Annotated in this window: 24 protein-coding genes; 14 read left to right on the forward strand and 10 right to left on the reverse strand. The window is 74.1% G+C overall.

Going from position 1 to position 26,155, the window contains the following annotated elements; genetic code table 11:
- Positions 1 to 14: 14 nt before the first annotated feature.
- Both ACIP84_RS17880 and ACIP84_RS17885 read right to left on the reverse strand, forming a co-directional pair.
- Entirely contained in the window at positions 15 to 1,019 is a 1,005-nt protein-coding gene (locus ACIP84_RS17880) for an acyl-CoA dehydrogenase family protein (protein WP_401798554.1), read from the reverse strand.
- Positions 1,019 to 2,164 (reverse strand): acyl-CoA dehydrogenase family protein, encoded by a 1,146-nt coding sequence (locus ACIP84_RS17885; protein ID WP_401798556.1) that lies wholly within the window; start codon positions 2,162 to 2,164, stop codon positions 1,019 to 1,021. Before ACIP84_RS17885 ends, ACIP84_RS17880 begins: the two co-directional genes overlap by 1 nt.
- Before the next feature lie 58 nt (positions 2,165 to 2,222).
- Between ACIP84_RS17885 and ACIP84_RS17890 the strand changes: the two genes are divergently transcribed.
- The 5 genes from ACIP84_RS17890 to ACIP84_RS17910 all read left to right on the forward strand — a co-directional run bounded on the left by ACIP84_RS17890 (position 2,223) and on the right by ACIP84_RS17910 (position 8,038).
- On the forward strand, positions 2,223 to 3,359 hold the full coding sequence (locus tag ACIP84_RS17890) for an acyl-CoA dehydrogenase family protein (RefSeq protein ID WP_401798558.1): 1,137 nt from the start codon (positions 2,223 to 2,225) through the stop codon (positions 3,357 to 3,359).
- Positions 3,356 to 4,171, forward strand: a complete 816-nt coding sequence (locus ACIP84_RS17895) for an SDR family oxidoreductase (RefSeq protein WP_401798560.1) — start codon at positions 3,356 to 3,358, stop codon at positions 4,169 to 4,171. Before ACIP84_RS17890 ends, ACIP84_RS17895 begins: the two co-directional genes overlap by 4 nt.
- A gap of 15 nt (positions 4,172 to 4,186) precedes the next feature.
- Positions 4,187 to 4,816 (forward strand): TetR/AcrR family transcriptional regulator, encoded by a 630-nt coding sequence (locus ACIP84_RS17900; RefSeq protein ID WP_355956504.1) that lies wholly within the window; start codon positions 4,187 to 4,189, stop codon positions 4,814 to 4,816.
- Positions 4,817 to 4,874: 58 nt separating this feature from the next.
- Positions 4,875 to 6,032, forward strand: coding sequence for an acetyl-CoA C-acetyltransferase (locus ACIP84_RS17905; protein WP_355956502.1), 1,158 nt, complete (start codon positions 4,875 to 4,877; stop codon positions 6,030 to 6,032).
- A gap of 254 nt (positions 6,033 to 6,286) precedes the next feature.
- Positions 6,287 to 8,038, forward strand: coding sequence for a DEAD/DEAH box helicase (locus ACIP84_RS17910; RefSeq protein ID WP_401798563.1), 1,752 nt, complete (start codon positions 6,287 to 6,289; stop codon positions 8,036 to 8,038).
- On the opposite strand, the gene ACIP84_RS17915 is transcribed toward ACIP84_RS17910, so the two are convergent.
- From ACIP84_RS17915 to ACIP84_RS17935, 5 genes are all read right to left on the reverse strand, one after another.
- A complete protein-coding gene (locus ACIP84_RS17915) occupies positions 7,963 to 8,865 on the reverse strand; it encodes a tyrosine-protein phosphatase (RefSeq protein ID WP_401798564.1) in 903 nt (300 codons plus the stop codon). The two genes, ACIP84_RS17910 and ACIP84_RS17915, sit on opposite strands and share 76 nt — an antisense overlap.
- Before the next feature lie 169 nt (positions 8,866 to 9,034).
- Positions 9,035 to 10,087 (reverse strand): nitronate monooxygenase, encoded by a 1,053-nt coding sequence (locus ACIP84_RS17920; RefSeq protein ID WP_355956496.1) that lies wholly within the window; start codon positions 10,085 to 10,087, stop codon positions 9,035 to 9,037.
- Complete coding sequence (locus ACIP84_RS17925; protein ID WP_401798566.1) at positions 10,087 to 10,854, reverse strand: CoA-transferase subunit beta; 768 nt, start codon at positions 10,852 to 10,854, stop codon at positions 10,087 to 10,089. Before ACIP84_RS17925 ends, ACIP84_RS17920 begins: the two co-directional genes overlap by 1 nt.
- Positions 10,851 to 11,705, reverse strand: coding sequence for a CoA transferase subunit A (locus tag ACIP84_RS17930; RefSeq protein WP_401798814.1), 855 nt, complete (start codon positions 11,703 to 11,705; stop codon positions 10,851 to 10,853). The genes ACIP84_RS17925 and ACIP84_RS17930 overlap by 4 nt, the downstream gene beginning before the upstream one ends.
- Positions 11,706 to 11,758: 53 nt before the next feature.
- Positions 11,759 to 12,508, reverse strand: coding sequence for an enoyl-CoA hydratase family protein (locus ACIP84_RS17935; protein WP_401798568.1), 750 nt, complete (start codon positions 12,506 to 12,508; stop codon positions 11,759 to 11,761).
- Between the two features lie 66 nt (positions 12,509 to 12,574).
- Here ACIP84_RS17935 and ACIP84_RS17940 point away from each other — a divergent pair, with 66 nt between their 5' ends.
- The 3 genes from ACIP84_RS17940 to ACIP84_RS17950 all read left to right on the forward strand — a co-directional run bounded on the left by ACIP84_RS17940 (position 12,575) and on the right by ACIP84_RS17950 (position 15,004).
- A complete protein-coding gene (locus ACIP84_RS17940; RefSeq protein ID WP_401798570.1) occupies positions 12,575 to 13,423 on the forward strand; it encodes an SDR family oxidoreductase in 849 nt (282 codons plus the stop codon).
- A complete protein-coding gene (locus ACIP84_RS17945; protein WP_401798571.1) occupies positions 13,410 to 14,285 on the forward strand; it encodes an SDR family oxidoreductase in 876 nt (291 codons plus the stop codon). The genes ACIP84_RS17940 and ACIP84_RS17945 overlap by 14 nt, the downstream gene beginning before the upstream one ends.
- Before the next feature lie 284 nt (positions 14,286 to 14,569).
- Positions 14,570 to 15,004 carry a ribonuclease domain-containing protein gene (locus ACIP84_RS17950; RefSeq protein ID WP_401798573.1) on the forward strand — a complete coding sequence of 145 codons (435 nt, stop codon included), beginning with the start codon at positions 14,570 to 14,572 and terminating at the stop codon, positions 15,002 to 15,004.
- A 15-nt stretch (positions 15,005 to 15,019) separates the two neighbouring features.
- Here the strand turns inward: ACIP84_RS17950 and ACIP84_RS17955 are convergent, their stop codons facing one another.
- A complete protein-coding gene (locus ACIP84_RS17955) occupies positions 15,020 to 16,567 on the reverse strand; it encodes an ankyrin repeat domain-containing protein (protein ID WP_401798575.1) in 1,548 nt (515 codons plus the stop codon).
- A 224-nt stretch (positions 16,568 to 16,791) separates the two neighbouring features.
- Between ACIP84_RS17955 and ACIP84_RS17960 the strand changes: the two genes are divergently transcribed.
- Positions 16,792 to 17,274, forward strand: a complete 483-nt coding sequence (locus tag ACIP84_RS17960) for a GNAT family N-acetyltransferase (RefSeq protein WP_401798577.1) — start codon at positions 16,792 to 16,794, stop codon at positions 17,272 to 17,274.
- Here the strand turns inward: ACIP84_RS17960 and ACIP84_RS17965 are convergent.
- Complete coding sequence (locus ACIP84_RS17965; protein WP_355956478.1) at positions 17,271 to 18,155, reverse strand: hypothetical protein; 885 nt, start codon at positions 18,153 to 18,155, stop codon at positions 17,271 to 17,273. The two genes, ACIP84_RS17960 and ACIP84_RS17965, sit on opposite strands and share 4 nt — an antisense overlap.
- 171 nt (positions 18,156 to 18,326) lie before the next feature.
- Between ACIP84_RS17965 and ACIP84_RS17970 the strand changes: the two genes are divergently transcribed.
- Entirely contained in the window at positions 18,327 to 19,094 is a 768-nt protein-coding gene (locus tag ACIP84_RS17970) for a serine protease (protein ID WP_355956797.1), read from the forward strand.
- 207 nt (positions 19,095 to 19,301) lie between these two features.
- Here ACIP84_RS17970 and ACIP84_RS17975 read toward each other — a convergent pair whose 3' ends face one another.
- Complete coding sequence (locus ACIP84_RS17975) at positions 19,302 to 21,062, reverse strand: beta-galactosidase family protein (protein WP_401798579.1); 1,761 nt, start codon at positions 21,060 to 21,062, stop codon at positions 19,302 to 19,304.
- A 118-nt stretch (positions 21,063 to 21,180) separates the two neighbouring features.
- Between ACIP84_RS17975 and ACIP84_RS17980 the strand changes: the two genes are divergently transcribed.
- From ACIP84_RS17980 to pepN, 4 genes are all read left to right on the forward strand, one after another.
- Positions 21,181 to 22,068: an AraC family transcriptional regulator gene (locus ACIP84_RS17980; RefSeq protein WP_355956475.1), complete on the forward strand. Its 888-nt coding sequence runs from the start codon at positions 21,181 to 21,183 to the stop codon at positions 22,066 to 22,068.
- Between the two features lie 11 nt (positions 22,069 to 22,079).
- Positions 22,080 to 22,436: a chorismate mutase gene (locus ACIP84_RS17985; protein ID WP_401798581.1), complete on the forward strand. Its 357-nt coding sequence runs from the start codon at positions 22,080 to 22,082 to the stop codon at positions 22,434 to 22,436.
- Complete coding sequence (locus ACIP84_RS17990; RefSeq protein ID WP_355956471.1) at positions 22,436 to 23,422, forward strand: asparaginase; 987 nt, start codon at positions 22,436 to 22,438, stop codon at positions 23,420 to 23,422. The genes ACIP84_RS17985 and ACIP84_RS17990 overlap by 1 nt, the downstream gene beginning before the upstream one ends.
- A 139-nt stretch (positions 23,423 to 23,561) precedes the next feature.
- Positions 23,562 to 26,042 carry an aminopeptidase N gene (gene pepN, locus ACIP84_RS17995; RefSeq protein ID WP_401798583.1) on the forward strand — a complete coding sequence of 827 codons (2,481 nt, stop codon included), beginning with the start codon at positions 23,562 to 23,564 and terminating at the stop codon, positions 26,040 to 26,042.
- The last annotated feature ends 113 nt before the right edge of the window (positions 26,043 to 26,155 follow it).

Genomic DNA, 26,155 nt, shown 5'->3' on the forward strand with positions numbered 1-26,155 from the left:
GCGTCCCGACCCCGTCAGGAGTACGCGCCGAGGACCGCCGCCCGGCAGGTGGCCGGGTCGCCCCAGGCGTCCCTCAGGGGGCGGGCCTTGCGGAGCCACACGGACAGCGGCAGTTCCTCCGTGTAGCCGATCGCGCCGTGGATCTGGAGGGCGGTGCGCGCCGCCGTGTACCCGGCCTCGCCCGTGGCCACCTTGGCCGCGGCCAGGTCCCCGGCCGTCATCGTCACCGCCGCCCCGAACAGCAGCGGCCGCGCGAACTCCAGGGCGAGGAGGGTGTCCGCCAGCCGGTGCTTGACCGCCTGGAACGCGCCGATCGGGGTGCCGAACTGGGAGCGCTGCCGGGCGTACGCCACCGTGCGGTCGAGCAGCGCAAGACCCACGCCCAGTGACTGCGCGGCCGTCGCCAGCATCGCCCAGTGCCGGGCCCGCCCGGCCGCGGCGGCCACCGCGGGGCCCTCGGCGAGCAACTCCCCGCCGGATGCCGGGCGGGCGAGCCGGCGCGCGGGGTCGGCGGAGACCCGGACCGGCCCGTGCCCGGGCGCCCGCCACAGCTGCTCCCCGCGTACGACGAGCACCGTGTCCGCCCGGTCGGCGTCCAGGGCGTAGGGGGCGGCGTGCCGTACGGCCTCCGTCCCGGTGAGCGCCAGCGTCGCCGTCCGTTCGCCCGCCGCCAGGGCCGGCAGGAGGCGCTTCGCCGGGTCCGGGTCGCCCAGGCGCGCCAGTTCCCCGAGGAGCGCAGCCGTCGCCACCGTCTCCACCGCCGGGCCCGGCACCGCGTGGCGGCCCACTTCGACGAAGGCGTGGGCGAGTTCGACCGGGAGCGGGCCCACTCCGTCGTACTCCTCCGGGACCGCGAGCGCCCACACACCGGCCTGCGCGAGCCGTCCCCACAGCGCCCGTCCCGGGCCGGGGTCGTCGCCCGCCCAGGCCCGAGCGGCCGCCGGGGTGTCCGAGGCGGTGAGCAGCGCGTCCAGGGAGCGGGCGAAGGCGCGCTGTTCGTCGGTCGGCAGGAAGGTCATCAGCGGCGCCCCTTCGGGAGGCCGAGCAGCCGCTCGGCGATGATGTCGCGCTGGATCTCGTTGGTGCCCGCGTAGAGGGGGCCCGCGAGGGAGAAGACGTACCCCTCCGCCCACGCGCCGTCCGCGAGCTCGCCTTCCGGGCCCAGCAGGTCCAGCGCCGTCTCGTGCAGGGCCAGGTCGTACTCCGACCAGAAGACCTTGTTGAGGCTGGACTCGGCCCCCGACGGCGCCCCCGTCGCCAGCCGGGCCGCCGCGCCCGCCGTGAAGAGCTGGTACGCCCGTGCCCCGATCACCGCGTCCGCCACCCGGTCCCGCAGCGCCGAGTCCGCCGGATCGCCCTCCGTCCGCCAGAGCCGTACGAGCCGGTCGGCGGCGGCGAGGAAGCGGCCGGGGGAGCGGAGCATCAGTCCGCGCTCGTTGCCCGTCGTGGACATCGCGATCCGCCAGCCCTGGCCCGGCTCCCCGATCACGTCCTCGTCCGGGACGAACACGTCGTCGAGGAACAGCTCGGCGAAGGCGGGTCTGCCGTCGAGCCGGCCGATGGGCCGGACGGTCACCCCCGGTGCCCGCAGGTCGAACATCAGGTAGGTCAGGCCCCGGTGGGGCCGGTCCGCGTCGGGGTCGCTGCGGAAGATGCCGAAGGCCCGGTCGGCGAAGGCGGCCCGGGAGGACCAGGTCTTCTGCCCGCAGAGCAGCCAGCCGCCGTCCGTGCGGACCGCGCGCGAGGTGAGGGACGCGAGGTCGGAACCGGCCTCGGGCTCGGACCAGGCCTGTGCCCAGATCGTCGTGCCGGTAGCCATCGACGGCAGCACGCGGGCGCGTTGTTCCGCCGTGCCGTGGTCGAAGAGGGTGGGCGCGAGGAGCTGGACGCCGTTCTGCGAGACCCGGCCGGGTGCCCCCGCCGCCCAGTACTCCTCCTCGAAGACCAGCCACCGGTCGAGGTCGGCGCCCCGGCCCCCGTACTCCTCGGGCCATGAGACCACCGACCAGCGGGCGGCGGCCAGTTCGGCCTCCCAGGCGCGGTGGGCGGCGAAGCCCTCGGCCGTCTCCAGGGAGGGCAGCGGCTCGGCGGGGACGTGGTCCCGCAGCCACTCCCGGGCCTCCGCCCGGAAGGCCTCCTCGCTCCGCGCGTACGAGAGATCCATCGGTCACCCCGCCCCTCACCCGTTCCCTAACAAGTGTTTGGTAGGTTAACGTACGGCCATGAGCAGCGTCGAGGAGTTCCGGGCGGAGATACGGGGCTGGCTGAAGACCCACCTCAGCGGCTCCTTCGCCGCCCTCAAGGGACGCGGGGGACCCGGCCGCGAGCACGAGGCCTTCGCCGAACGCCTCGCCTGGGAACGGCACCTGGCCGCCCACGGCTGGACCTGTGTCGGCTGGCCCGAGGAGTACGGCGGGCGCGGCGCGAGCATCGAGGAGCAGATCGCCTTCCACGAGGAGTACGCCCTCGCCGACGCCCCCGCCCGCGTCAACCACATCGGCGAACAACTCCTCGGCCCCACACTCATCGACCACGGCACCGAGGAGCAGAAGGCCCGCTTCCTGCCCCCGATCCGCGCCGTCGAGGAACTCTGGTGCCAGGGCTACAGCGAACCCGGCGCCGGCTCCGACCTCGCCGCCGTCCGCACCCGCGCCTCCCTGGAGGACGGCCGGTGGGTGGTGAACGGACAGAAGATCTGGACCTCCCTCGCCCACGAGTCCCAGTGGTGCTTCGTCCTGGCCCGGACGGAGCCGGGTTCGCGGCGCCACGCGGGGCTCTCGTACCTCCTCGTCCCCCTCGACCGGCCCGGCGTCGAGATCCGGCCCATCGTCCAGCTCACCGGCACCAGCGAGTTCAACGAGGTGTTCTTCGACGGGGCCGTCACCGACGCCGCGAACGTCGTCGGCGCGCCCGGCGACGGCTGGCGGATCGCCATGGCCACCCTCGGCTACGAACGCGGCGTCTCCACCCTCGGCCAGCAGGTCGGCTTCCGCCGCGAACTCGACGCCCTCGTCGCCCTCGCCCGCCGCAACGGCGCCGCCGCGGACCCCGACATCCGCGACCGCCTCACCCGCGCCTGGGCCGGCCTCCAGGCGCTCCGCGCCGGCGCCCTGCGCGGCACCGACCCCTCCGCCGCCAAGCTGTACTGGTCCCACTGGCACCGCGACCTCGGCGAACTCGCCCTGGAGGTGGGCGGACCCGCCGCCACGCTGGCCGCCGGAGCCCCGTACGAACTCGACGACTGGCAGCGGCTGTTCCTCTTCTCCCGCGCCGACACCGTCTACGCCGGATCCAGCGAGATCCAGCGGAACATCATCGCCGAGCGGGTGCTCGGCCTCCCGAAGGAGCCGCGCCCATGACCCGTACCCCCGCGCCGCCCTACGTGAAGGGCCACGGCCTCCTCGCCGGGCGGACCGCCGTCATCACCGCCGCCGCCGGAGCCGGTATCGGCGGCGCCACCGCCCGCCGCTTCCTGGAGGAGGGCGCCCGCGTCCTCGTCAGCGACGCCCACACCCGGCGCCTCAAGGAGACCGAGACCGCGCTCGCCGCCGAGTTCGGCGCGGACGCGGTCGCCTCCCAGCCCTGCGACGTCACCGACGAGGCCCAGGTCCAGGCCCTGTACGACACCGCCGTACGCCTCCACGGACGCCTGGACATCACTGTCAACAACGCCGGCCTCGGCGGCACCGCGGAGCTCGCCGACATGACCGACGAGCAGTGGAACCGGGTCCTCGACGTCACCCTCGGCGGCACCTTCCGCTGCACCCGCGCCGCCCTCCGCCACTTCCGCGCAGCGGCCACCGGCGACGGCGACGGCTCCGGCACCGGAGGCGTCGTCGTCAACAACGCCTCCGTCGTCGGCTGGCGCGCCCAGGCCGGCCAGGCCCACTACGCCGCCGCCAAGGCCGGCGTCATGGCCCTCACCCGCTGCGCGGCCGTCGAGGCCGCCGCGTACGGCGTCCGCGTCAACGCCGTCTCGCCGTCCCTCGCCCTGCACCCCCACCTGGCCAAGGTCACCACCACCGAACTCCTCGACGAGCTGACCGCACGGGAGGCCTTCGGCCGCCACGCCGAACCCTGGGAGATCGCCAACGTCATCGTCTTCCTCGCCGGCGACTACTCCTCCTACATGACCGGCGAGACGGTCTCCGTCAGCAGCCAGCATCCGTAGGACCAGAATGGACGTGTGCCGAACACTCCGCAGAGCGCAAGCAAGAAGAAGACCCCGGTGAGCGGCGGGCCCGAGCGGCGCCGTGAACTCCTCGACACGGCGGCCGAGGTGTTCGCCGCCCAGGGGTACAACGCCACCACCGTCCGCAAGATCGCGGACGCCGCCGGCATGCTCGCCGGCAGCCTCTACTACCACTTCGACTCCAAGGAGTCGATGCTCGACGAGATCCTCTCCACCTTCCTCGACGAGCTGTGGGAGGGGTACGACGCCGTCCTCGACGCCGGACTCGGGCCCCGCGAGACCATCGAGGCCCTCGTCACCGAGTCCTTCCGCGAGATCGACCGGCACCGCGCCGCCGTCGCCATCTACCAGAAGGAGTCCCGGCACCTCACCGACCAGCCCCGCTTCCACTACCTCACCGCATCGCAGCGCAGGTTCGAGAAGGCCTGGCTCGGCACCCTGGAGCGCGGAGTCGCCGCCGGGGCCTTCCGCGCCGACCTGGACGTCCGCCTGACCTACCGCTTCGTCCGCGACACCGTCTGGGTCGCCGCGTCCTGGTACCGGCCGGGCGGCCTGCACAGCCCCGAGGAGATCGCCCGCCAGTACCTGTCCATGGTCCTGGACGGAATCGCCGTACGTACGTAACCGCGCACGGTCCCGGCACCGGCCCGTGCGCCCCACCCGACCCACCGGAGGAGTCGCCATGCCCGAGGCCTACATCGTCGAAGCGGTCCGCACACCCGTGGGGCGCCGAGGGGGCGGACTCTCCGCCGTCCACCCCGCGGACCTCGGCGCCCACGCCCTGAAGGCCCTCGTCATCCGGGCGGGGATCGACCCGGCAGCCGTCGACGACGTCGTCCTCGGCTGCCTCGACACCGTCGGACCGCAGGCCGGCGACATCGCCCGTACGGCCTGGCTGGCCGCGGGCCTCCCCGAGGAGGTCCCCGGGGTGACCGTCGACCGCCAGTGCGGCTCGTCCCAGCAGGCCGTGCACTTCGCCGCCCAGGCGGTGATGTCCGGCACCCAGGACCTCGTCGTCGCCGGCGGCGTACAGAACATGTCGATGATCCCCATCGCCTTCGCCTCCCGGCAGGCCGCCGAACCCCTCGGCCTCACCGGCGGACCCTTCCACGGCAGCGAGGGCTGGCGCGCCCGGTACGGCGACGCGCCCGTCAACCAGTTCCACGGCGCCGAGCTGATCGCGGAGAAGTGGCGGATCACCCGCCGGGACCAGGAGGAGTTCGCCCTCCGCTCACACGAGCGGGCGCTCCGCGCGATCGACGGCGGCCGCTTCGCCCGGGAGACCGTGGCGTACGGCGACGTCACCGTCGACGAGGGGCCGCGCCGCGACACCAGCGCCGAGAAGATGGCCGGGCTCCGGCCGGTCGTCGAGGGCGGCACCATCACCGCCGCCTGCTCCTCCCAGGTCTCCGACGGGGCGGCGGCCCTGCTCCTGGCGAGCGAGCGGGCCGTACGGGAGCACGGACTCACCCCCCGGGCCCGGATCCACCACCTCTCGGCCCGCGGCGAGGACCCGATCCGGATGCTGTCCGCGCCGATACCCGCGACCGCCCACGCGCTCAAGAAGACCGGCCTGACCATCGACGACATCGACCTCGTCGAGATCAACGAGGCCTTCGCGCCGGTCGTCCTCGCCTGGCTGAAGGAGACCGGCGCCGACCCGGCCCGGGTCAACGTCAACGGCGGCGCGATCGCCCTCGGTCACCCGCTCGGCGCGACCGGCGCGAAACTGATGACGACACTCCTCCACGAACTGGAACGGACCGGAGGCCGCTACGGCCTCCAGACCATGTGCGAGGGCGGCGGCCAGGCGAACGTCACGATCGTCGAAAGGCTGTGACGGTCACCGGACGGCTGTGAGGTCGCCCACGTCACACCCTCCTGGTCAGGTCTGATCCGTCCGGGCATCGGTCGGGAGGGGCGGGAAGGTTCCGGGGCGCACTATTGTTCCGGTAGAGACATCCGGGGCTCGCACCGCGCGTTCCGGGAAAACAGCCGGGGCCCGTATCGCGTGTTCCGGGTAGAGCAGCCGGGGCCCGCACCGTGCAGGTGCGGGCCCTGGCTGTGCCGCGAGCACCGGCCAGAAAGGCACGCATGACCCGCTCCGAGCGCCCCCACAAGCGCAGCCCCCGCATCGCCCAGGCGAAGTCCACGTCACAGCCGAAGGCCTCCCGTGGAGGGCGCCGTCCCTCCGCGCCCCCGCCGCCGAGCGAGTTCACGCCGCCGGAGACGGTGACGCCCGCCCTGCCCGCGGTGGCCGCCTTCGCCGACCTCGACATGCCCGAGGGCCTGCTGCGGACCCTGGGCGAGCAGGGCGTCACGGAGCCGTTCCCGATCCAGGCCGCGACCCTCCCGAACTCGCTGGCCGGCCGTGACGTGCTCGGCCGGGGGCGTACCGGCTCCGGCAAGACCCTCGCGTTCGGACTCGCGATCCTGGCCCGCTCGGCCGGCCGCCGCGCCGAGCCCGGCGCGCCGCTCGCGCTCGTCCTGGTGCCCACCCGCGAGCTCGCCCAGCAGGTGACCGACGCGCTCACCCCGTACGCCTCCGCGCTGCGGCTCCGCATCACCACCGTCGTCGGCGGCATGTCGATCAGCCGGCAGTCGTCCGCGCTGCGGCGCGGCGCCGAGATCCTCATCGCCACGCCCGGCCGGCTCCACGACCTCATCGACCGCGGCGACTGCCGTCTCGACCAGGTCGCCGTCACCGTCCTCGACGAGGCCGACCAGATGGCCGACATGGGCTTCCTGCCCCAGGTCACGAAGCTGCTGAAGCAGGTCGAGCCGGGCGGGCAGCGCCTGCTGTTCTCGGCCACCCTCGACCGGAACATCGACCGCCTGGTCAAGATGTTCCTCGACGACCCGGTCGTGCACTCGGTCGACCCGTCGGCCGGCGCGGTCACCACCATGGAGCACCACGTCCTGTACGTGGCGGACGAGACCGACAAGAAGGCCGTCACGCTGCGCATCGCGGCCCGCGACGGCCGGACGATCCTCTTCCTGGACACCAAGCGGTCCGTGGACCGGCTGGTCAAGCGGCTCCTCGCCAACGGAGTACGGGCCTCCGGCCTGCACGGCGGCCGCTCGCAGCCGCAGCGCAACCGGACCCTCGACCAGTTCAAGAGCGGTCAGGTCACCACGCTCGTCGCCACGAACGTGGCCGCGCGCGGCATCCACGTCGACGACCTCGACATGGTCGTCAACGTCGACCCGCCGATGGACCACAAGGACTACCTGCACCGCGGCGGCCGCACCGCCCGCGCCGGTGAGTCCGGCAGCGTCTTCACGCTGGTCCTGCCCGAGCAGAAGCGCGACATGGGCCGTCTGATGTCGAACGCGGGCATCAGCCCCCGCATGGCGCAGATCAAGTCCAGCGACGAGCAGCTCGCCGAGCTGACCGGCGCGCGGGAGCCCTCGGGCGTCCCGGTCGTCGTCGAGACCCCGCAGCCGACCCCGCCGCGCAAGCCGGCCGGCTCGGGTGCCGGGTCCGGTGCCGGTGGTGGCCGCTCCGCAGGCCGGCGCCGCCGTCCCGCCTCGGCCGCAGGCACGGCCGGCACGGGCACGGGCACGGGCTCGGGCCGTTCCGGAGCCGCGGGCACGGCCTCGGGCCGCGCCGCCGGCTCCTCGGGCCGTACGGCGGGCTCCGCGGCCCGCACCGCCGGTTCCGGTGGCTCGGGCCGCGCGTCCGGCGGTGGCCGGGGCGCGGGCTCCGGCACGGGCGGCGGACGCGGTGCCGCCGCGGGCGCCGGAGCCGGTGCCGCCCGCTCCGGGCGTCAGGCCCCGGGCACCAGCCGTTCGCGCAGTGCGAGCAGCTCGCGGAACTCCAGGCCGAGGCCGTCCGACACGTAGCGGAACACGCTCCCGTACGAGGAGCGCAGCTGCTCCAGGGCGGTGTCGAGGTACTCCGCCCGCACCTCCTGGAGCGGAATGATCAGGGCCGGGTTCTGCATGAGCCCGGCCTGTTTCAGTCCCTCCCGCACCCGTGCGTCGTACGTGGCGCGGAAGGTGTTGGAGGCCAGGTAGTCCGCGCGGGCGAGGGAGTCGGGCACTCCCAGGAGCGTGAGCAGCAGCCAGCTCGTCCAGCCGGTGCGGTCCTTGCCCGAGGTGCAGTGCAGGAGCAGCGGCCCGCGGCGGCGATCGGCCAGGTCCCGCAGGGTCGCCGCGAAGGCGGCCCGGTTCGCGGGGTCGGTGACGAACGTCCGGTACACCTCGCGCATGAACGCGGCGGCCCGACCACCGCCCAGCATCTCCTCCTGCCGCACCGGGTCGCGGGAGCCGATCGCGGTGAGCAGCTGCCCGAACAGACCGTTGTCGGTGACGGGCCGGGGGACCGGGACGGCACCGGCCGGGAGCCGGTCGGCGCCGTCGTAGCCGACCTCCAGGGGGATCCGCAGGTCGACCACGGTGCCGAGGCCGATGCCGGCCAGCGTGGTCAGGTCCGCGTCGGTCAGCTTGGCGAGGTGGTCGCCCCGGTAGGCGAGGCCGTACCGGACCCGGCTCCCGTCGTACGTGGGGTAGCCGCCGAGGTCGCGGACGTTGACGGCGCCCTGGAGCGGGATCTGCCGGATCGGGGGCGCCTGCGGGGACCGGGGGCGGGCGATCGCCTCCGTGGGCAGGGCGCCGAGCAGGGCGGTGGCGCCGGTGGCGGTGAGCAGCGCGCGTCGAGACAGGTGCACGGCCGGACTCCTTTGCGGCTCAAGGGATTGAGGGTTGAGGGTCGAGGGTCGAGGGTGGGCGGTGCGGCGTGTGGGGTACTCCCTCCGGGGCGGTGGCCGGCACCGCCACCCGGCGGGGTCACTCCTCCGGGTCGCTGGGCGGGTCACTCCTCCGGGTCGCTCGGCGGGATCACTCGTCGGGGTGCGGCAGCGTCCGCAGGACCCGCGCGGCCTCCGTCATGATCCGGGCGACCAGTTCCTCGCAGCTGGGCAGGTCGTCGATGACTCCCGCGACCTGGCCCGCGGCCATGACGCCGAGGTCGGTGCGGCCCTCGACCATGGACGCCCGCAGCAGCATCGGGGTGTTCGCGGCGAGCAGGACCTGGCTCCACGAGAGGTCCCTGCCGTGGCGCATGGCCAGGCCGTCGCGGATCATCGCGGGCCAGGAGAGCCCGGAGATCCGGCGGAAGCCGGCCGCCCGCCGCAGCGCCCGGGCCAGGGACCGTACCCGCCCCGCGTTCTCCAGAGACGCGACGAGATCCGTCCTGAGCATGCGGTGCGGCAGCCCGTCGACGGCCGTCGTCACGGTGACGTCCTTGACCGTGGCCGCCAGATAGCGGGCCTTCACGGCCTCCGGCACGGTCGAGTCGGAGGTCAGCAGGAAGCGGGTGCCCATGGCGATGCCCGCCGCCCCGTGGGCGAGGGCGGCGACCAGGCCCCGCCCGTCGCGGAAGCCGCCCGCGGCGATCACCGGGATGTCGACGGCGTCCACCACCTGCGGCAGCAGCACGGTCGTCGCGACCTCGCCGGTGTGGCCGCCGCCCTCGCCGCCCTGGACGAGCACCGCGTCCGCGCCCCAGCCGGCGACCTTCTCGGCGTGCCGCCGGGCGCCGACGGAGGGGATCACGACGACCCCGGCGTCCTTGAGCTCGGCGATCAGGTCCCGGGACGGCGCGAGGGCGAAGGAGGCGACCCGTACGCCCTCGTCGACGATGATCCGGACCCGTTCGCGGGCGTCCCCGGCGTCGGCGCGCAGGTTCACCCCGAAGGGCCGGTCGGTGCGGGACTTCACCTCGCGGACGGCGGCGCGCAGTTCGTCCACGGTCATCGTGGCGGAGGCGAGGACACCGAGCGCGCCCGCGTTCGCGGTGGCGGAGACGAGCCGCGGCCCGGCGACCCAGCCCATCCCGGTCTGCACGAGGGGGTGGCGGACGCCGACCAGCTTGGTCAGGGCGGTCTCCATCAGGACCTGACCTCGCGGTTCCGCGGCCCGCCCGGGTCGATGACCTCGCGGTTGCGCAGCCCGCCCGGGTCGATGACCTCGCGGATCAGCCGGAGTTCCTCGGCGGTGGGCTCGCGGGTGACCGGCACGTCCGCGCCGGTCACCAGCTCGAAGCCGGTGGCCGCCCGCACCTCGTCGACGGTGGCTCCCGGATGCACGGACACCAGACGCATCGCGTGGTCGGGCGTCTCGAAGTCGAGCACGGCGAGGTCCGTCACCACCCGGGGCAGGCGGTGGTACGGCCCGACGGCATGGTCGTAACCGACGCCGCAGATCATGTCGACCCGCTCGACGAAGACCCGGGCCGAGTGCTTGGGGATCCAGTAACTCACCGGATTGTTCAGGGTGTTGGCGGGCGCGCCGCGGACGCCGAGGAGCTGCCGGGTGGGCTGCTCCCAGTCGCCGATGCAGGAGATGTTCTGGTTGCCGTACCGGTCGATCTGGCTGGCGCCCATCATCACGTGCCGCCGGCCGCCGGTGACCATGGTGAGGTGCCTGCGGTACGGCAGCCAGCCCTCGGGCCGCCCGTCGAGGCCGACGAGCAGGGCCTCGCCGTCGGTGAGGAGGAGGTCGGGGGAGAAGGTGCGTTTGGCCAGGCGGGCGCCGAAGGAGGGGATCAGGCCCATGGGGCTGGCGAGCACCTCGCCGTTGTCGCGCCAGGCCTCCGCGCAGGCGATCACGCAGTAGTCGGCCCGGCTGGCCGCTGTCGTCGTCGCGTCCGTCGTCACTTCCGCTGCTCCTTGTGCCAGGCCTGGACGGCCGCCTGGTAGTCGTCCTCGCTCTTGCCCGAGAGGAAGCGTTCGGCGAACTCGGTCCAGGGGGTGGTCGCGTAGAGCTTCTGGAACGGCTCGTCGCGGTCGTGGTCGGGGACGCAGGAGGTGAAGTGGGACCCCTTGGGGGTCTCGACGACGCCGGTGACGCTGTGGCGGCTGACGAGCAGGGTCTGGGGCACGGTGTCCGGCCCGAAGGAGTCCACCACCTGCTCGCAGGAGACGTACGCCGTGTCGGCGGCCTCGCAGAACAGGTCGTCGAAGTACGGGTCGGGGCCGAGGTACTGGCCGTTGCCGAGCCGGTCGGCGCGGTTGAGGTGGACCAGGGCGGCGTCCATGCGCAGCGCGGGTACGGCGACGAACTCCTCGCCGTCCTCGTACGGGGAGGTGACGGTCCGCAGGCCCGGGTTGACCCGCATCACGTCGGAGCCGAGGCCGGCGCGCACGGGCAGGAACGGCAGCCGGTTGGCGGCCGCGTGCAGCCCCCACATGAACATCGCCTCGTCGAGCTCGGTGAGCTCGAAGGCACCGCGCTCGCGGGCGGCCCGGTAGTGCGGTTCGAGGGGGACGGAGTCCAGGGTCACGAAGGGCGCGACGAGCCGCCGGATCCTCCCCGCGGCCGCGAGCAGGCCGATGTCGGGGCCGCCGTACGAGATCACCGTGAGATCACTGATCTCGGACCGGAGCAGCGCTCTGACCAGGGCCATCGGCTTGCGCCGCGAGCCCCAGCCGCCGATCCCGATCGTCATGCCGGAGCGAAGCCGGCCCACGACGTCATCGAGGCTCAGCACCTTGTCAGTCGTCTCCACCCCCGTCTGCTCCGCGCTCGTCTGCTCCGCGCTCGTCCTCTCCCTGCTCCGGTTCACGGGGAGCCCTCCTTCCCGAAGGTGTCGCGGACCCGGTCGGCGACCCCGCTGAGATTGGCCTCGAAGGTGAAGCCCTGTTCGAAGCGGTAGCTGCGCCGGACGTCCACGGGGTCGATGCCGTTGAGCGCGGCCTTGGCGAGCCGCAGGAGGCTGCCGTCCTTCGCGGCGATCTCCCCGGCCAGGCCGAGGGCCGCGTCGAGCAGTCCGGCGCGCGGCACCACCTGCCACACCGAGCCGTGGGTGTGCAGCTCCGCGGCGGTCGCGGTCCGCGAGGTGTAGTAGAGCGCCCGCATCAGGTGCTGGGGCACGAGCCGCGCCAGATGGGTGGCGGCGCCGAGCGCGCCCCGGTCCAGCTCGGGCAGTCCGAAGACGGCGTCCTCTGCGGCGACGATCGCGTCGGCGTTGCCGACGAGCCCGATGCCGCCGCCCAGGCAGTGCCCGGCGACCGCGGCGACGACCGGCACCTCGCACTCGTACACGGCGGCGAAGGCCTCGGCGCACCCGCTGTTGGCGCCGATCAGGGAGGTGTGCCCGTGGTCGCGCTGCAACTCCTTGATGTCGACGCCCGCGTTGAAGCCGCGGCCCTCGGCGGTGAGCACGACACAGCGGACCTCGGGGTCGCGGCCCGCCGCGCGGACGGCGTCGGCGAGCGCGTACCAGCCCTTCACGGGCAGGGCGTTGACGGGTGGGAAGTCGACGGTGACCAGGGCCACGCCCGGAGTGGGGCGCGAGGTGCAGACACCCATGAGCGGATCAGCTACCTTTCCACCAAACGTTTGTTAGATTCCCTCTCGGGAGGAAGGTAGCAGCCGATGGAGCTGGACGGGAGGGTCGTGCTCGTCACCGGCGGAACCCGCGGCGTCGGCGCGGGTATCGCCCGCGCCTTTCTGCGGGCCGGCGCCCGGGTCACCGTCTGCGCCCGCAGACCCCCGGACGCCCCGGTCGAAGCGGCGGGCCGCCCCGCCGAGTTCCACCCCGTCGACCTGCGCGAACCCACCGCCGTACGGGAGTTCCTCACCGCCTTCGCCGAGCGGTACGGGCGGCTCGACGCCCTCGTCAACAACGCCGGCGGCACCCCGTACCGCCTCCTGGGGGAGAGCGCCGCGGAACGCCACGCGCGCGTGGTCGAGCTGAACCTCACCGCCCCGCTCACCGTCAGCCTCGCCGCCCACCCGCTCCTCAAGGCCTCGCGCGGCGCCGTCGTCATGATCGGCAGCGTCAGCGGCACCCGGCCCTCCCCGGGCACGGCCGCCTACGGCGCGGCCAAGGCGGGCCTGGAGAACCTCGCCCGCTCGATGGCCGTCGAATGGGCCCCCGAGGTACGGGTCAACACCCTGGTCCTGGGCATGGTGGAGACCGAACTGTCCCACCTCCACTACGGCGACGAGGCCGGGATCGCCGCCGTCGGCCGGACCGTGCCCCTGGGCCGGCTCGCCGTACCGGACGAGATCGGGGAGGCCGCCGTCTTCCTCGCCTCCGACCGGGCGGCCTATGTGTCGGGCGCCTCGCTGCTCGTGCACGGCGGCGGCGAGCGCCCCGCCTTCCTGGACGCAGCGACCGCCGACGCAGCGACCGCCGCCGCAGGGACCGCCGACTCCGCGGCGGCCGACGCCACCGGTGTCACAACCGCCGACAAGGAGAGTCGAGATGGGTCTGTGTGACGAGCGAGTGGTGATCGTGACCGGCGCGGGCCGGGGGCTCGGCCGGGCGCACGCGCTCGCCTTCGCCGCCGAGGGCGCCCGGGTCGTCGTCAACGACCTCGGGGTCGGCCTGGACGGCCGCCCCGGGCCGGACAGTCCGGCGGCCGCGGTCGTGGCGGAGATCCGGGCGGCCGGCGGTGAGGCCGTCGCCCACGGCGGCGACATCGCGACCACCGAGGGCGCCGCCTCGCTGGTCGCGACGGCCCTCGACGCGTACGGCCGGCTCGACACCCTCGTCAGCAACGCGGGCTTCCTGCGCGACCGGATGCTCGTGAACCTCGACGAGGACGACTGGGACGCGGTCATGCGGGTCCACGGCAAGGGCCACTTCCTGCCGCTGCGGCACGCGGGCGCGTACTGGCGGGCCGAGGCGAAGGCCGGGCGGGCGCCGGTGGCGCGGGTCGTCCACACCACCTCGGGCGCCGGACTCCTCGGCAGTGTCGGGCAGGGCAACTACGCGGCGGCCAAGGCCGCGATCGTCGGCCTCACCCTCGTCGCGGCGGCCGAGCTCGCCCGGTACGGGGTCCAGGTCAACGCGATCGCCCCGGCGGCCAGGACTCGGATGACCGAGCGGGTCTTCGACGGTCTCGACGCGCTGCCCCAGGACGTGTCGCCGCTCGTGGTGTGGCTGGGCTCGGCCGCCTCGGACGGCGTGACCGGCAGGGTCTTCGAGGCGGAGGGCGGCCGCCTCACCGTCATGGAGGGCTGGCGGCCGGGTCCGACGGCCGACAAGGACGCGCGCCGGACCCCGGCGGAGGCGGGGGAGACGGCCCGGCGACTCCTGGCACAGGCGGAGCCGCCGCACCCGGTGTACGGGGCCTGAGCCGCCGGATCCGGTGTGCGGAGCCTGAGCCGCCGCACCCGGTGTACGGTCCCGAGCGCCCGCACCGGCCGTCGGAGTCCGCGAGGCTTCGGCGGCCGTCCGGCGTTCCCCGGATCGTCGGCGACGCGTACCCCGGCCGCCGGCCGCCGGCCCGCCTTCCCCGCGGGCCCCCCGCCACTCCCGCGTACACCAGATCCACACGTTCGCGGCCAACAGGTCAACGTCCGGCGAATTGAAGGGAGTTGGCCTTCCCGGCCGGATCTACGCGCGTCAAGATCTCAGCCATGCGAATCCCCCCTCGATTCACCCTCGCCGGCGGTGTCGCCGCCGCCCTCGTCTCCTCCCTCCTCCTCGGTGCCCCCGCCACAGCCGCCGCCCCGCCCCCCGCGCCCACCGTCGTGACCTCGGTCGCGGCCCCCGCGGCCCCCGCGGCCGTCGGGGACATCTGCTACTCCGACCTTCCCAGCCAGGCGTACACGACCCTGCGCCTGATCGACGCGGGCGGCCCCTTCCCGTACAGCCAGGACGGCTCCGTCTTCCAGAACCGGGAGCGGATCCTGCCGGCCCACTCGCTCGGCTACTACCACGAGTACACGGTCGAGACCCCCGGGTCCTCCACCCGCGGCGCCCGTCGGATCGTGACCGGCGACTCGGCGCAGGAGGACTACTACACGTCCGACCACTACGCGTCCTTCGACCTGGTCGACTACGGCTGCTGAGTCCGCCCGAGCAGGTCAGGCGCGGCGCGGGGACGTCCATTCCAGCCGGGTCCTGACCCGGGGATCGTGGACGTACTCCAGGGCGGCGAGCGCCGTCTCCCGCGCCGCGCCCTCCGGGTCGCCGTCCGCCAGGGCCGAGGCCAGCGCGTCGACGGCGCGCGGGTCCTGACGGATCGCGAGCCCGCGCGCGGCCTCCGCCGCCGTCTCCGGATCGGTGTCGCCGAGCCGCTCGGCGAGCCCCTCCCGTACCAGAGGGGTGTCGTCGGGCAGCTCGGCGAGCGCCAGGGTCGCCCAGTCCCGCACCCGCGCGTCCCCGTCCCGGCTGAGCGCGAGCAGCACTCCGAGCGCCTCCAGGTGCCCGGCCGGCACGATCCCGGCGAGGGCCCCCGCGACCGCCCGCCGGACGGCCGCGTCGGGATGCCCGGCCGCGGCGAGGAGTTCGGGTACGGCCGCCGGGTCCCCGCACTCCCCGAGCGCCGTCACCACCGAAAGGACCGGCTCCCGCGCCGGCGCCGGCGAAGGCCCCGGCTCCCGCGCGGAGGGGATCCGCCCGCGCCCCGCGGGTCCCGCCTCCCGCGGCGGTCCCGCCACCGTCACCTCCGCCGCGAGCCGGCGCAGCACCGGGACCGCACTCGGCGCGAAGCCCGGCAGCGCGCCGAGCACCCGCGCGCCCAGCGCCCGGCGCAGCGGGTCGCGGTACGCGCACCACGCGGCCGCCGCCACGAACGTCTCCTCGTCGGCCCGGCCGGCGAGTTCGGCCACCGCCGTCGTCCAGTCGTCGAGCTCCGGATCGCCGCAGCGCAGGGCCCGCGCCGCCAGCTCCTCGTGCGAGGTGTGCAGCCCGAGCGCCGCCTCGACGAGCGTGGCGATCGCCGCGTGCCCGGTCTGGCGGTCGTCGCCCCGGCCGGGCGCGCCGTCCTCCCGGAGCAGTTCGACGACCACCGTCACCCCGCCGTCCTCACGGACCCGGCGGACCACCGCCTCGTACGTCTGGCCGCCCTCGTTCCCCGCGACGAGTCCGCGCCGCAGCTCGGCCGCCATGTCGACGCCGATCCAGCGCCGGGCCTCCCGCAGCGCGGCCTCCCGGGAGTTCGCCCCGTGGTCGAGCAGCGCCCGTACGCAGCCGGTGGAGCCGCGCCGGGCGGCGGCCACCAGCGGCAGGATGCCGTCGGGCCCGCGCCGGTCGGGGTCGGCCCCGTACTCGAGGAGCAGCCGGGCCGTGTCGGTGTGCCCGAGCCGTAGGGCCCAGGCGAGGGCCGTGAAGCCGTACGCCTCCTCCTGGTCGGGCGCGGCGCCCGCCGCGAGCAGCGCCCGTACCACCTCGGTGTGCCCGCCGACGGCCGCCCCGCACAGGGGCAGATCGTCGCCGTCCGCGCCGCTGCCCCGGCCGGGATCCGCCCCGGCGGCCAGCAGCACCCGTACGATTCCGGCCTCGTTGCCGACGGCCGCCCGGTACAGCGCGGTCTCCCCGTCCTCCCGGCCCTCGGGGTCGGCCCCGTCCCGCAGGGCCTGTACGGCCCCGTCCTCGTCCCCGTCACGGATGGCGTCGAACAGCGTGCTCATGCGCCGACCCTGACCCGCCGTCCGGTCCTGGCGCAAATCGATTCCCACCCTCCCCTCCCGCGCGCCGCCCCGCTCCCCGCCCGCCTCCTGTGCCTCACTCCCCCGTCCGACTCCCGGGCCGGCCTCACTCCCCGCCCCGGCGCCTGTCCCGTTTCCCCACCCGGCTCCCGTCCCGCTTCCGGTGCCGTGGGCCCGCTCGTACGCCTGTGCCAGAATCGGGTCGCATGACGCACGATCACGATCACGATCACGGTCGGGACGGCGCGACGCTCAGCGTCGGCCACGGGGACACCGCACTCGCGAAAGCCCTGGAGCAGGGGCTCGACGCCTTCAACTTCGCGGCCACGCACACCACCCCCGAGGACCAGGGCGAGCTGTCCGTGAAGGCGGTCGACGAGAACGGCGAGCTGATCGGCGGGCTCACCGGCTGGACCTGGAGCGGCCTCTTCGGCATCGACATGCTGTGGGTCCGCGAGGGCAGCCGGCAGGACGGCTGGGGGAGCCGCCTCCTGCGCGCGGCCGAGGGCGAGGCGCGGCGGCGCGGCTGCGACCGCGCCACCGTCTCGTCGTTCACCTTCCAGGCCCCGGACTTCTACCGGCGGCACGGCTACGTCGAGACCGGCCGGGTGCTCGGCATCCCCGGCGGCGCCGAGGATGTCCACTTCCACAAGAGCCTGATCCAGGCCCCGCCGGGGCACCAGGGCTAACCCGCGCACTCCAGCACCGACCGGCACACCCCGCACCGGGCCTTCAGCGCCCGGCCCGCCGGGATCCGCAGGCGCTGCCGGCAGACCGGGCAGAGGAACGAGACACCGGTCGCCGGCGCCCCGCCCGTGAAGGCGTACGGGGCGCCCTCGCCGGCCCGGCCCCGGCGCCGCTCCCAGCCGTACCGGCGTCGCTCGGCCCACCCCGCCCCGGCGAGCGGCGGCGCCGCCCGCTCCCGGTCGGCCTCGGCCCGGCCCCGTATCCAGGCCTCGTACGCCACGGCGCTGGTGAACCACGGTGACGGGTCCTCGCCGAACACCTCGGCCCGCTTGGCGAGGACGTAGCCGAACTCCTCCGGTGTCAGATAGCCGAGCTTCTGGCTCTCCACGCCGTCCTGCCGGTACGCGTCGAGCAGCAGCCACCCGGCGCCCAGGTACGTGGTGACGACGTCGGTGAGGATCTCGTTCTCCGCGGTCCCGGGGAAGCCGAGGCCGAGCCGGTGCAGCAGGACGTGGGTGATCTCGTGGGCGAGGGCCGCGCCGATGTCCCGGCGGCGGGTCCGGAAGCGGTCGTTCAGCTCCACGAAGTACTCGGGCCCCGCGGCGAGCTCGACGGTCGCCGCGTGCTCCATCGGCCGGAAACTCACCACCAGGCGCGCCTCGGGCAGCCGCAGGTGCCGGACCAGGGCGCGGGCCACCCGCTGGGTGCCCAGATGCAGGTCCTCGTCGTCCCCGAGGGCCACGTCGGCGGGCGGCACGCTCGTCGGGTGGCGGTGGACGCCGTCGGGGGAGAGGCGCCGGTAGAGCGCGGTGAGCGAGGCCCCGACGGCGGCGCGGTGCGGAAAGCCGTGGGCGACGCGGTCGCCCTCCTGACGGTTCGGCATAAAGGCCCCCCCTCCGGCGTATTTTACGGTCTCCTGCGGTGTGGCTGAAAAGGCTTCCTTGTGGGGGCAGTTGAGAGTTGTCCATAATCCGGACATGACTTGACGGGTGCACGTCATCACCTGTCGGGCCAACCCCCCATGAGAGAAGGCAGACACGTGAATCAGAACCGAATGGTCCGTGCGCTCCAGAAGCTCGCCGCGGCCGGCGCCGTCGTCCTGGCGGCCGTCAGCCTCCAGCCCACCACCGCCTCCGCCGCCCCCGCCCCCGTCGTCGGAGGCACCCGCGCCGCCCAGGGCGAGTTCCCCTGGATGGTCCGGCTCTCCATGGGCTGTGGCGGCTCGCTGATCACCCCGCAGGTCGTCCTCACCGCGGCCCACTGTGTGAGCGGCTCCGGCAACAACACCAGCATCACCGCCACCGCCGGAGTCGTGGACCTGCAGAGCAGCAGCGCGATCAAGGTCAGGTCCACCAAGGTCCTCCAGGCCCCCGGCTACAACGGCAAGGGCAAGGACTGGGCGCTGATCAAGCTCGCCAGCCCGATCACCTCGCTGCCCAACCTGAAGATCGCCGAGACCACCGCGTACAACAGCGGCACGTTCACGGTGGCCGGCTGGGGCGCCGCCCGAGAGGGCGGCGGGCAGCAGCGCTACATGCTCAAGGCGAACGTGCCGTTCGTCTCTGACGCCTCCTGCCAGAGCTCGTACGGCAGCGACCTCGTCCCCGCCGAGGAGATCTGCGCCGGCTACAGCCAGGGCGGCGTCGACACCTGCCAGGGTGACTCCGGCGGCCCCATGTTCCGCAAGGACAACGCCGGAGCGTGGGTCCAGGTCGGCATCGTGAGCTGGGGCGAGGGCTGCGCCCGCGCCGGCTACCCGGGCGTCTACACGGAGGTCTCGACCTTCGCCGCCGCGATCAAGTCGGCCGCGGCCACGCTGTAGCGGATCGTACGACCAGGTGCCCCGGAGCGGCCTCGGCTCCGGGGCACCGTCGCGTGCTCGACGCCGTCATGCGGCCGGGCTCAACACACGCCGAGCTCGACGCCCTCCTGTGCGCTGCGTGCTCCCCAGGACGCCGAGCTCGACGCCCGCCGGCCCGGTGTGTCCTCAGCGGACGCCGAGCTCGACGCCCTCCCGTGCGGTGCGTCCTCAACAAACGCCGAGCTCGACGCCCGGCTCCCCGTCCCCCTCCAGCTCCAGCACCCACACCTCGTTCGCGCCCTCCCGCAGCACCGGACCCGGCACGAACAGCGCGTCCTGCGGCCCGGCCGACCAGTACCGGCCGAGGCAGAAGCCGTTCACCCACACGAAGCCCCGGGCCCCGCCCGGCACCCGCAGCCACGCGTCCCCCGCCCCGGCCACTTCGACCGTCCCCCGGCACAGGCCCGGACCGCTCCGGTCCGCCACCGGCTCGAAGCGCACCTTGTCCACGGCCGCCGCCTCGAACGCGTCGAGACGCAGCGCCCGGGACCGGAACCCGTGCAGATACTGCCGCTCGTGCCGCACGCCCCCGGTGATCCCCTTCGGCTCCGCGAGCCGCGGCCCGTAGTTGACCCGGCCGAGCGACTCCACCCACAGGTCGACGACCGCCGGACCCGCCACCGGGTCGGCCAGGGACACGTCCTCCCCGTCCGTCGTGTCGAGCACCCCCGCCGCGGCCCCGTCCACGTACACCACCGCCCGGTCCCGCAGCCCCGTCACCCCCAGCGGATACGGCTGCCGCGGACCCGGCACCGCCACCCGGTAACGGACCAGGCCCCGGTCCACGCCCAGCTGCTCGAAGGTCGGCGGCACTGGCGTCACCGCCTCCTCGTCGCCGAGCACCTCCAGAACCGCGTCCAGCGGAGCCCACCCGTCGAACGCGCCGGACACCGGGCCCGCCAGCCCGGCCGGGGGCTCCGGGACCTGCGGCAGCGGCCCCTCCGCGTACGCCGCGAGCACCTCGCGGAAACGCCAGAACTTCTCCGTCGGCCGCCCCGCCTCGTCCACCGGCGCGTCGTAGTCGTACGAGGTAACCGTCGCCCGCAGTGGGCCGTCGTGCAGGTCACCGGCCCGGTTCGCACCGGCCCAACCGCCGAAGTTCGTGCCCCCGTGCGCCATGTAGACGTTCACCGACGCCCCGCACTCCAGGATCTCCCGCAGCGCCTCCGCCGCGTCCCCCGCGTCCCGCACCGCGTGCTGCGTGCCCCAGTGGTCGAACCAGCCGCACCAGAACTCCATGCACATCAGCGGCCCCGACGGCCGGTGGCGCCGCAACGTCGCGAAGCCCTCCCGCGCGCCCGAACCGAAGTTCGCCGTCGCCAGCACCCCCGGCACCGAGCCGCCCGTCAGCATGTGGTCCTCGGGACCGTCCGAGGTGAACAGCGGAACACTCACCCCGCAGCCGCGCAACAGCTCCGCCACCCGTTCCAGATAGCCCAGGTCACTGCCGTAACTGCCGTACTCGTTCTCCACCTGCACCAGGACCACCGGCCCGCCCCGGTCGATCTGCCGCTCCACCACCTGCGGAAGCAACCGCCGGAACCAGTCCTCCACCGGCGCCAGGAACCCCGGGTCGAGCGTCCGCACCCGCCGCCCCAGCGGGCCGGTCAGCCAGTGCGGCAGACCACCGTTCTCCCACTCGGCGCAGATGTACGGCCCCGGGCGCACGATCGCCCACATCCCGGCCCGCTCCACCGCGTCAAGGAACCGCCCCAGGGCGTCCGCGTCCGCGTACCGCCCCGGCTCCGGCTCGTGCAGATTCCAGGGGACGTACGTCTCGACGCAGTTGAGGCCCATCGCACGCAGCATCCCGAGCCGGTGCTCCCACTGCCCCTCGTGCACCCGGAAGTAGTGCAGCGCCCCCGACAGGAGGCGCACCGGCCGCCCGTCGAGCAGAAAGTCCTCGTCACCCACAGCGAACGTGCTCATGGCCTCACCCTCACCCTCTGGCGGCGAAGCGGTCCATGGACAAAGATCGTCGCAGTTTGGACGTTAGAGCCCGCCCGGCCCCGACCCGCCGGAGGGGCCTGGGGAGGGGCACCACCGCATGTACCACACCTGGATGCGCTACTTCACGCCCAGCCCCGTCCACCACCGCCTCGGCCTCGTCTGCCTCGGCGTCGGACTCCAGCACGGCACCCTGCCCACCGTCGGACCCCGCACCCTCGACCACCACGTGGCCGTCGTCGTCTCCGCCGGCAGCGGCTGGTACCGCGGCCCCGACGGCCGCCGCACCACCGTCACCGCACCCGCCCTCCTCTGGCTGACACCCGGCACCCCCCACCACTACGGCGCCGACCCCGGCACCGGCTGGGACGAGGCCTTCGTCGACTTCTCAGGCCCCGCCACCACCACCTACACCGAACTCGGCTACATCGAACCCGACCGGCCCGTCGTCCCCCTCGCCGACGCCGCACCCGCCCGCGCCGCCATCAGCCGGATCGCCCGCGCCGCCCGCGCCGGCAACCCCCTCCTGGAGGTCGAGACCGGCGCCGCCGTCCACGAACTCCTCGTCGCGCTCCGCCGGGCCCGCGCCGACACCAACGCCGACGGCGACCCCGTCCTCGCCGCCCTCTCCCGCGACGCCTTCCAGCCGCTCTCCGTCGCCGAACACGCCGCCCGGCACGGCATGACCGCCGCCGAACTGCGGACGGCCGTCCGACGGGCCGCCGGATGCAGCCCCAAGGACTACCTGCTCACCGTGCGCCTCGGCCGCGCCAAGGAACTCCTCGCCGCCACCGAGCTCCCCGTCGCCGCCGTCGCCCGCCGCGTCGGCTACGACGACCCCGCCTACTTCTCCCGCCTCTTCACCCGCCGCGTCGGCACCGCCCCCATCCGCTTCCGCGAGCAACAGGGACGGTCGGTGCACGGCGGCTGGAGCAACACCGTTCCGGATCCCGAACACCCGCCCACGATCCCCCCGAGATCCGTCTAAGCTCGCAGATCATGAGTGAGTCCCCGCGCCCCCACCAGCCCACCCCGTCGCAGGCCCCCGCCCCCTCCCAGCCCGACGAGGCCGTACGGGCCGAGCTGACCCGGCTGCGCGAGAGCATCGACAACATCGACGCGGCGGTCGTGCACATGCTCGCCGAGCGCTTCAAGTGCACCCAGCAGGTCGGCGTCCTCAAGGCCGAGCACCAGCTGCCGCCCGCCGACCCGGCCCGCGAGGCCCGGCAGATCGCCCGGCTGCGGGAACTCGCCGGGAGCGCGAAACTGGACCCGGCCTTCGCGGAGAAACTGCTGAACTTCATCATCGCCGAGGTCATCCGCCACCACGAGACGATTGCGGACGGAGCACGCTGATGGCCCGCGTCACGGTGTTCACCCTCGGAGGGACCATCTCCGCACGAGGCGGCGACGCGACCCGCATGAGCGGCCAGGAGGTCCTCGCCGAACTCGGCGGCGACCACGACGTCGTCCTGAACGACTTCCGCCGCGTCCCCAGCTCCACCCTCACCCACGCCGACCTCGCCGCGCTCGCCGCCGAGGTCCGCACCACCGTCGCCGCGGGCTCCGGCGTCGTCGTCGTCCAGGGCACCGACACCCTGGAGGAGACCGCCTTCCTCCTCGACCTGCTCTGCACCACCGAGCAGCCCATCGTCGTCACCGGCGCCATGCGCCGACCCGACCTGCCGGGCGCCGACGGCCCCGCCAACCTGGCCGCCGCGCTCGCGGTCGCCGGCCACCCCGCCTGCCGGAACCTCGGCGTCCTCGTCGTCCTCGCCGACGAGATCCACGCCGCCCGCCTCGCCCGCAAGACCCACACCACCTCCGTCGCCACCTTCACCTCACCCGGCGCCGGGCCGCTCGGCACCGTCGTCGAGGGCGAACCCCGCATCCTGCTCCGCCCCGCCGCCCAGGCCGCGTTCTGCCCGCTGAAGCTCGACCCCGACGTACGGGTCGCCCTCGTCACCCTCTCCCTCGGCGACCGAGGCGAACTCCTCGACGCCGTCGACCACCGCTTCCAGGGCCTCGTCGTCGCCGCCTTCGGCGCCGGCCACGCCCCCGCCCGGCTCGTCGAACCGCTCGCCGAGATCGCCCGCCGCATCCCGGTCGTCCTCGCCTCCCGCACGGGCAGCGGCCCCACCCTCTCGGACACCTACCGCGGCCCCGGATCCGAGTACGACCTGCTGCACCACGGACTCATCCCGGCCGGCCCCCTCGACCCCGCCAAGGCCCGGATCCTGCTCCACACCCTGCTCTCCAGCGGAGCGGCCGGCCCCGCCGGCTACGACCGCCCCCGGATCACCGCCGCCTTCGCCCACCTGAACGGCTCGGGACTCGCCTGACAACGACGGGTCCTTCGCCCACCTGAACGGCTCAGGACTCGCCCGAGAACGGCGGCAAACACCCCGGAGGACGAACCCGGACCAGGCCCGGACCCCACCACCCCTGCCCGACGCCGAAGGCATCGGGCAGCATAGGGCCATGTCCGTACTGACGCGCGACGAAGCGCAGACCCGTGCCCAGCTCCTCGACGTCCAGCACTACACCGTGGACCTCGACCTCACCACCGGCGACGAGACCTTCGAATCGACCAGCCTCATCCGGTTCACCGCCCGCACCGCCGGGGACACCTTCGTCGAGCTGAAGCCCGAAACCCTGCACTCCGCCCACCTCGACGACGAGCCCCTCGACGTCACCGCCCTGGACGGCAACCGCCTCCCACTGCGCCTGAGCGAGGGCGAGCACGTCCTGCGGATCAGTACGACCATGCGGTACTCCCGTACCGGCGAGGGCATGCACCGGTTCGCCGACCCCAGCGACGGCGAGTCCTACGTCTACACCCAGCTCTTCATGGAGGACGTCCAGCGCGTCTTCGCCGCCTTCGACCAGCCCGACCTCAAAGCCGTCTTCGAGCTGGCCGTCACGGCCCCCGAGGGCTGGACCGTCCTCGCCAACGGCATCACCGAGCAGCACCCCGACGGCACATGGCGCTCCGCCGCCACCCCGCCGCTCTCCACCTACTTCGTGTGCGTCGCCGCCGGCCCCTGGCACTCCGTCCGCACCGAGCACGCCGGGCTGCCCTTCGGCATCCACTGCCGCCGCTCCCTCGCCGCCCACCTCGACGCCGACGCCGACGAGATCCTCGCCGTCACCAAGGCCTGCTACGACCGCTTCCACGAGAAGTTCGACGAGCCGTACCCCTTCGACTCCTACGACCAGGCCTTCGTCCCCGAGTTCAACGCGGGCGCCATGGAGAACCCCGGCCTCGTCACCTTCCGCGACGAGTTCGTCTTCCGCTCCGCCGTCACCGTCACCGAGCGGCAGACCCGCGCCATGGTCATCGCCCACGAGATGGCCCACATGTGGTTCGGCGACCTCGTCACCCTGCGCTGGTGGGACGACATCTGGCTGAACGAGTCCTTCGCCGAGTACATGGGCTACCAGACCGTCAACGAAGCCTGCTCCGACCTCTTCCCCGACACCTGGGTCGACTTCGGCGTCACCAGGAAGGCCTGGGGATACGAGGCCGACCAGCGACCCTCCACCCACCCCGTCGCCCCCGACCCGGAAGCCGTCCCCGACACCGCCTCCGCCCTCCTCAACTTCGACGGCATCTCGTACGCCAAGGGCGCCTCCGCCCTCCGCCAGCTCGTCGCCTGGCTCGGCGAGAAGGACTTCCTCGCCGGCATCAACATCCACTTCAAGCGCCACAAGTTCGGCAACGCCACCCTCGCCGACTTCATCGACAACCTCGCCGCCGCCACCGACCGCGACGTCCACGCCTGGGCCGACCAATGGCTCCGCACCACCGGCGTCGACACCCTCACCCCCGCCCTCACCGGCGAAGGCCTCCGCTGGAACCTCGCCGTCGACCGCGACGGCAGCCGACCGCACCGGGTCGCCGTCGGCCTCTACGACCGCGACCCCTCCGGCGAACTCGTCCTCCGCGAGCGCCGCGAACTCGACGTACCCCAGACCGAACCCGCCGCACTCACCGGCCCGCGCCCCGCCCTCGTCGTCCTCAACGACCAGGACCTCACCTACGCCAAGCTCCGCTTCGACGAGACGTCCGCCGAATCCGCCCTGCGCGGCATCTCCCGCATCCCCGACGCGCTGACCCGCGCGGTGATCTGGAACGCGCTGCGCGACATGGTCCGCGACGGCGACCTCCGCCCCGCCGACTACCTGGAGGTCGCCCTCGCGCACCTCACCGAGGAGACCGAACTCGCCCTCGTCCAGGGCGTCCTCGGCTTCGCCCGCACCCAGATCGCCGACCGGTACGTCACCGACGAGGAGCGCCCCGCCGCCCTCTCCACCATCCGGCAGATCGCCCGCGCCCTGCTGCGCCGCACCGAGGACGGCGAGGCGCCCGGCCTGCGCCTCACCGCCGTCCGCGCCCTCATCGACAGCGCCACCACCCCCGACCAGATCGCCTCCTGGCTCGACGAGGGCACCGTCCACGGCGGCCCCGAACTCGACCCGGAGCTCCGCTGGCGCATCCTGGCCCGCCTCGCCGTCCTCGGCGCCACCGACGAGCCGACGATCGCGGCCGAACTGGCGCGGGACCCGAGCGCCACCGGCCAGGAGGGCGCGGCCCGCTGCCGGGCCGCACTCCCCACGGCGGAGGCGAAGGCGGCGGCCTGGTCGGCCCTCTTCGACACGGACGACCTCTCCAACTACCTCTTCACGGCCACGGCCCAGGGCTTCTGGCAGCCGGAGCAGGCGGAGCTCGTACGGGAGTACGTCCCCCGCTTCTACCCGGCGGCCATCGCCCTCGGCGCCCGACGGGGAGCGGCCATGGCCGAGGCGGCGGGCCGCTACGCCTTCCCGGCGTACGCGATCGACCAGGAGTCCCTCACCCTGGGCGAGCACCACCTGACGGACGAGATGATCCCGGCCCTCCACCGCAAACTGGTGGACCAGCTGGACGACGTGACCCGCGCCCTGAAGACCCGCACCTGACACCCCGCGCAGTGGGCACCGCGCCGCCGGTGCGGTGCCCCCGCGGGACGACTGCCCACACAGGCGGTGGGCGGGGCCGGCGGGCGCAGCCCGCACAATGCGGGTCACCCGAT

Source organism: Streptomyces sp. NPDC088707, assembly GCF_044752725.1.
In the GTDB taxonomy this organism is placed as follows: Bacteria; Actinomycetota; Actinomycetes; order Streptomycetales; family Streptomycetaceae; genus Streptomyces.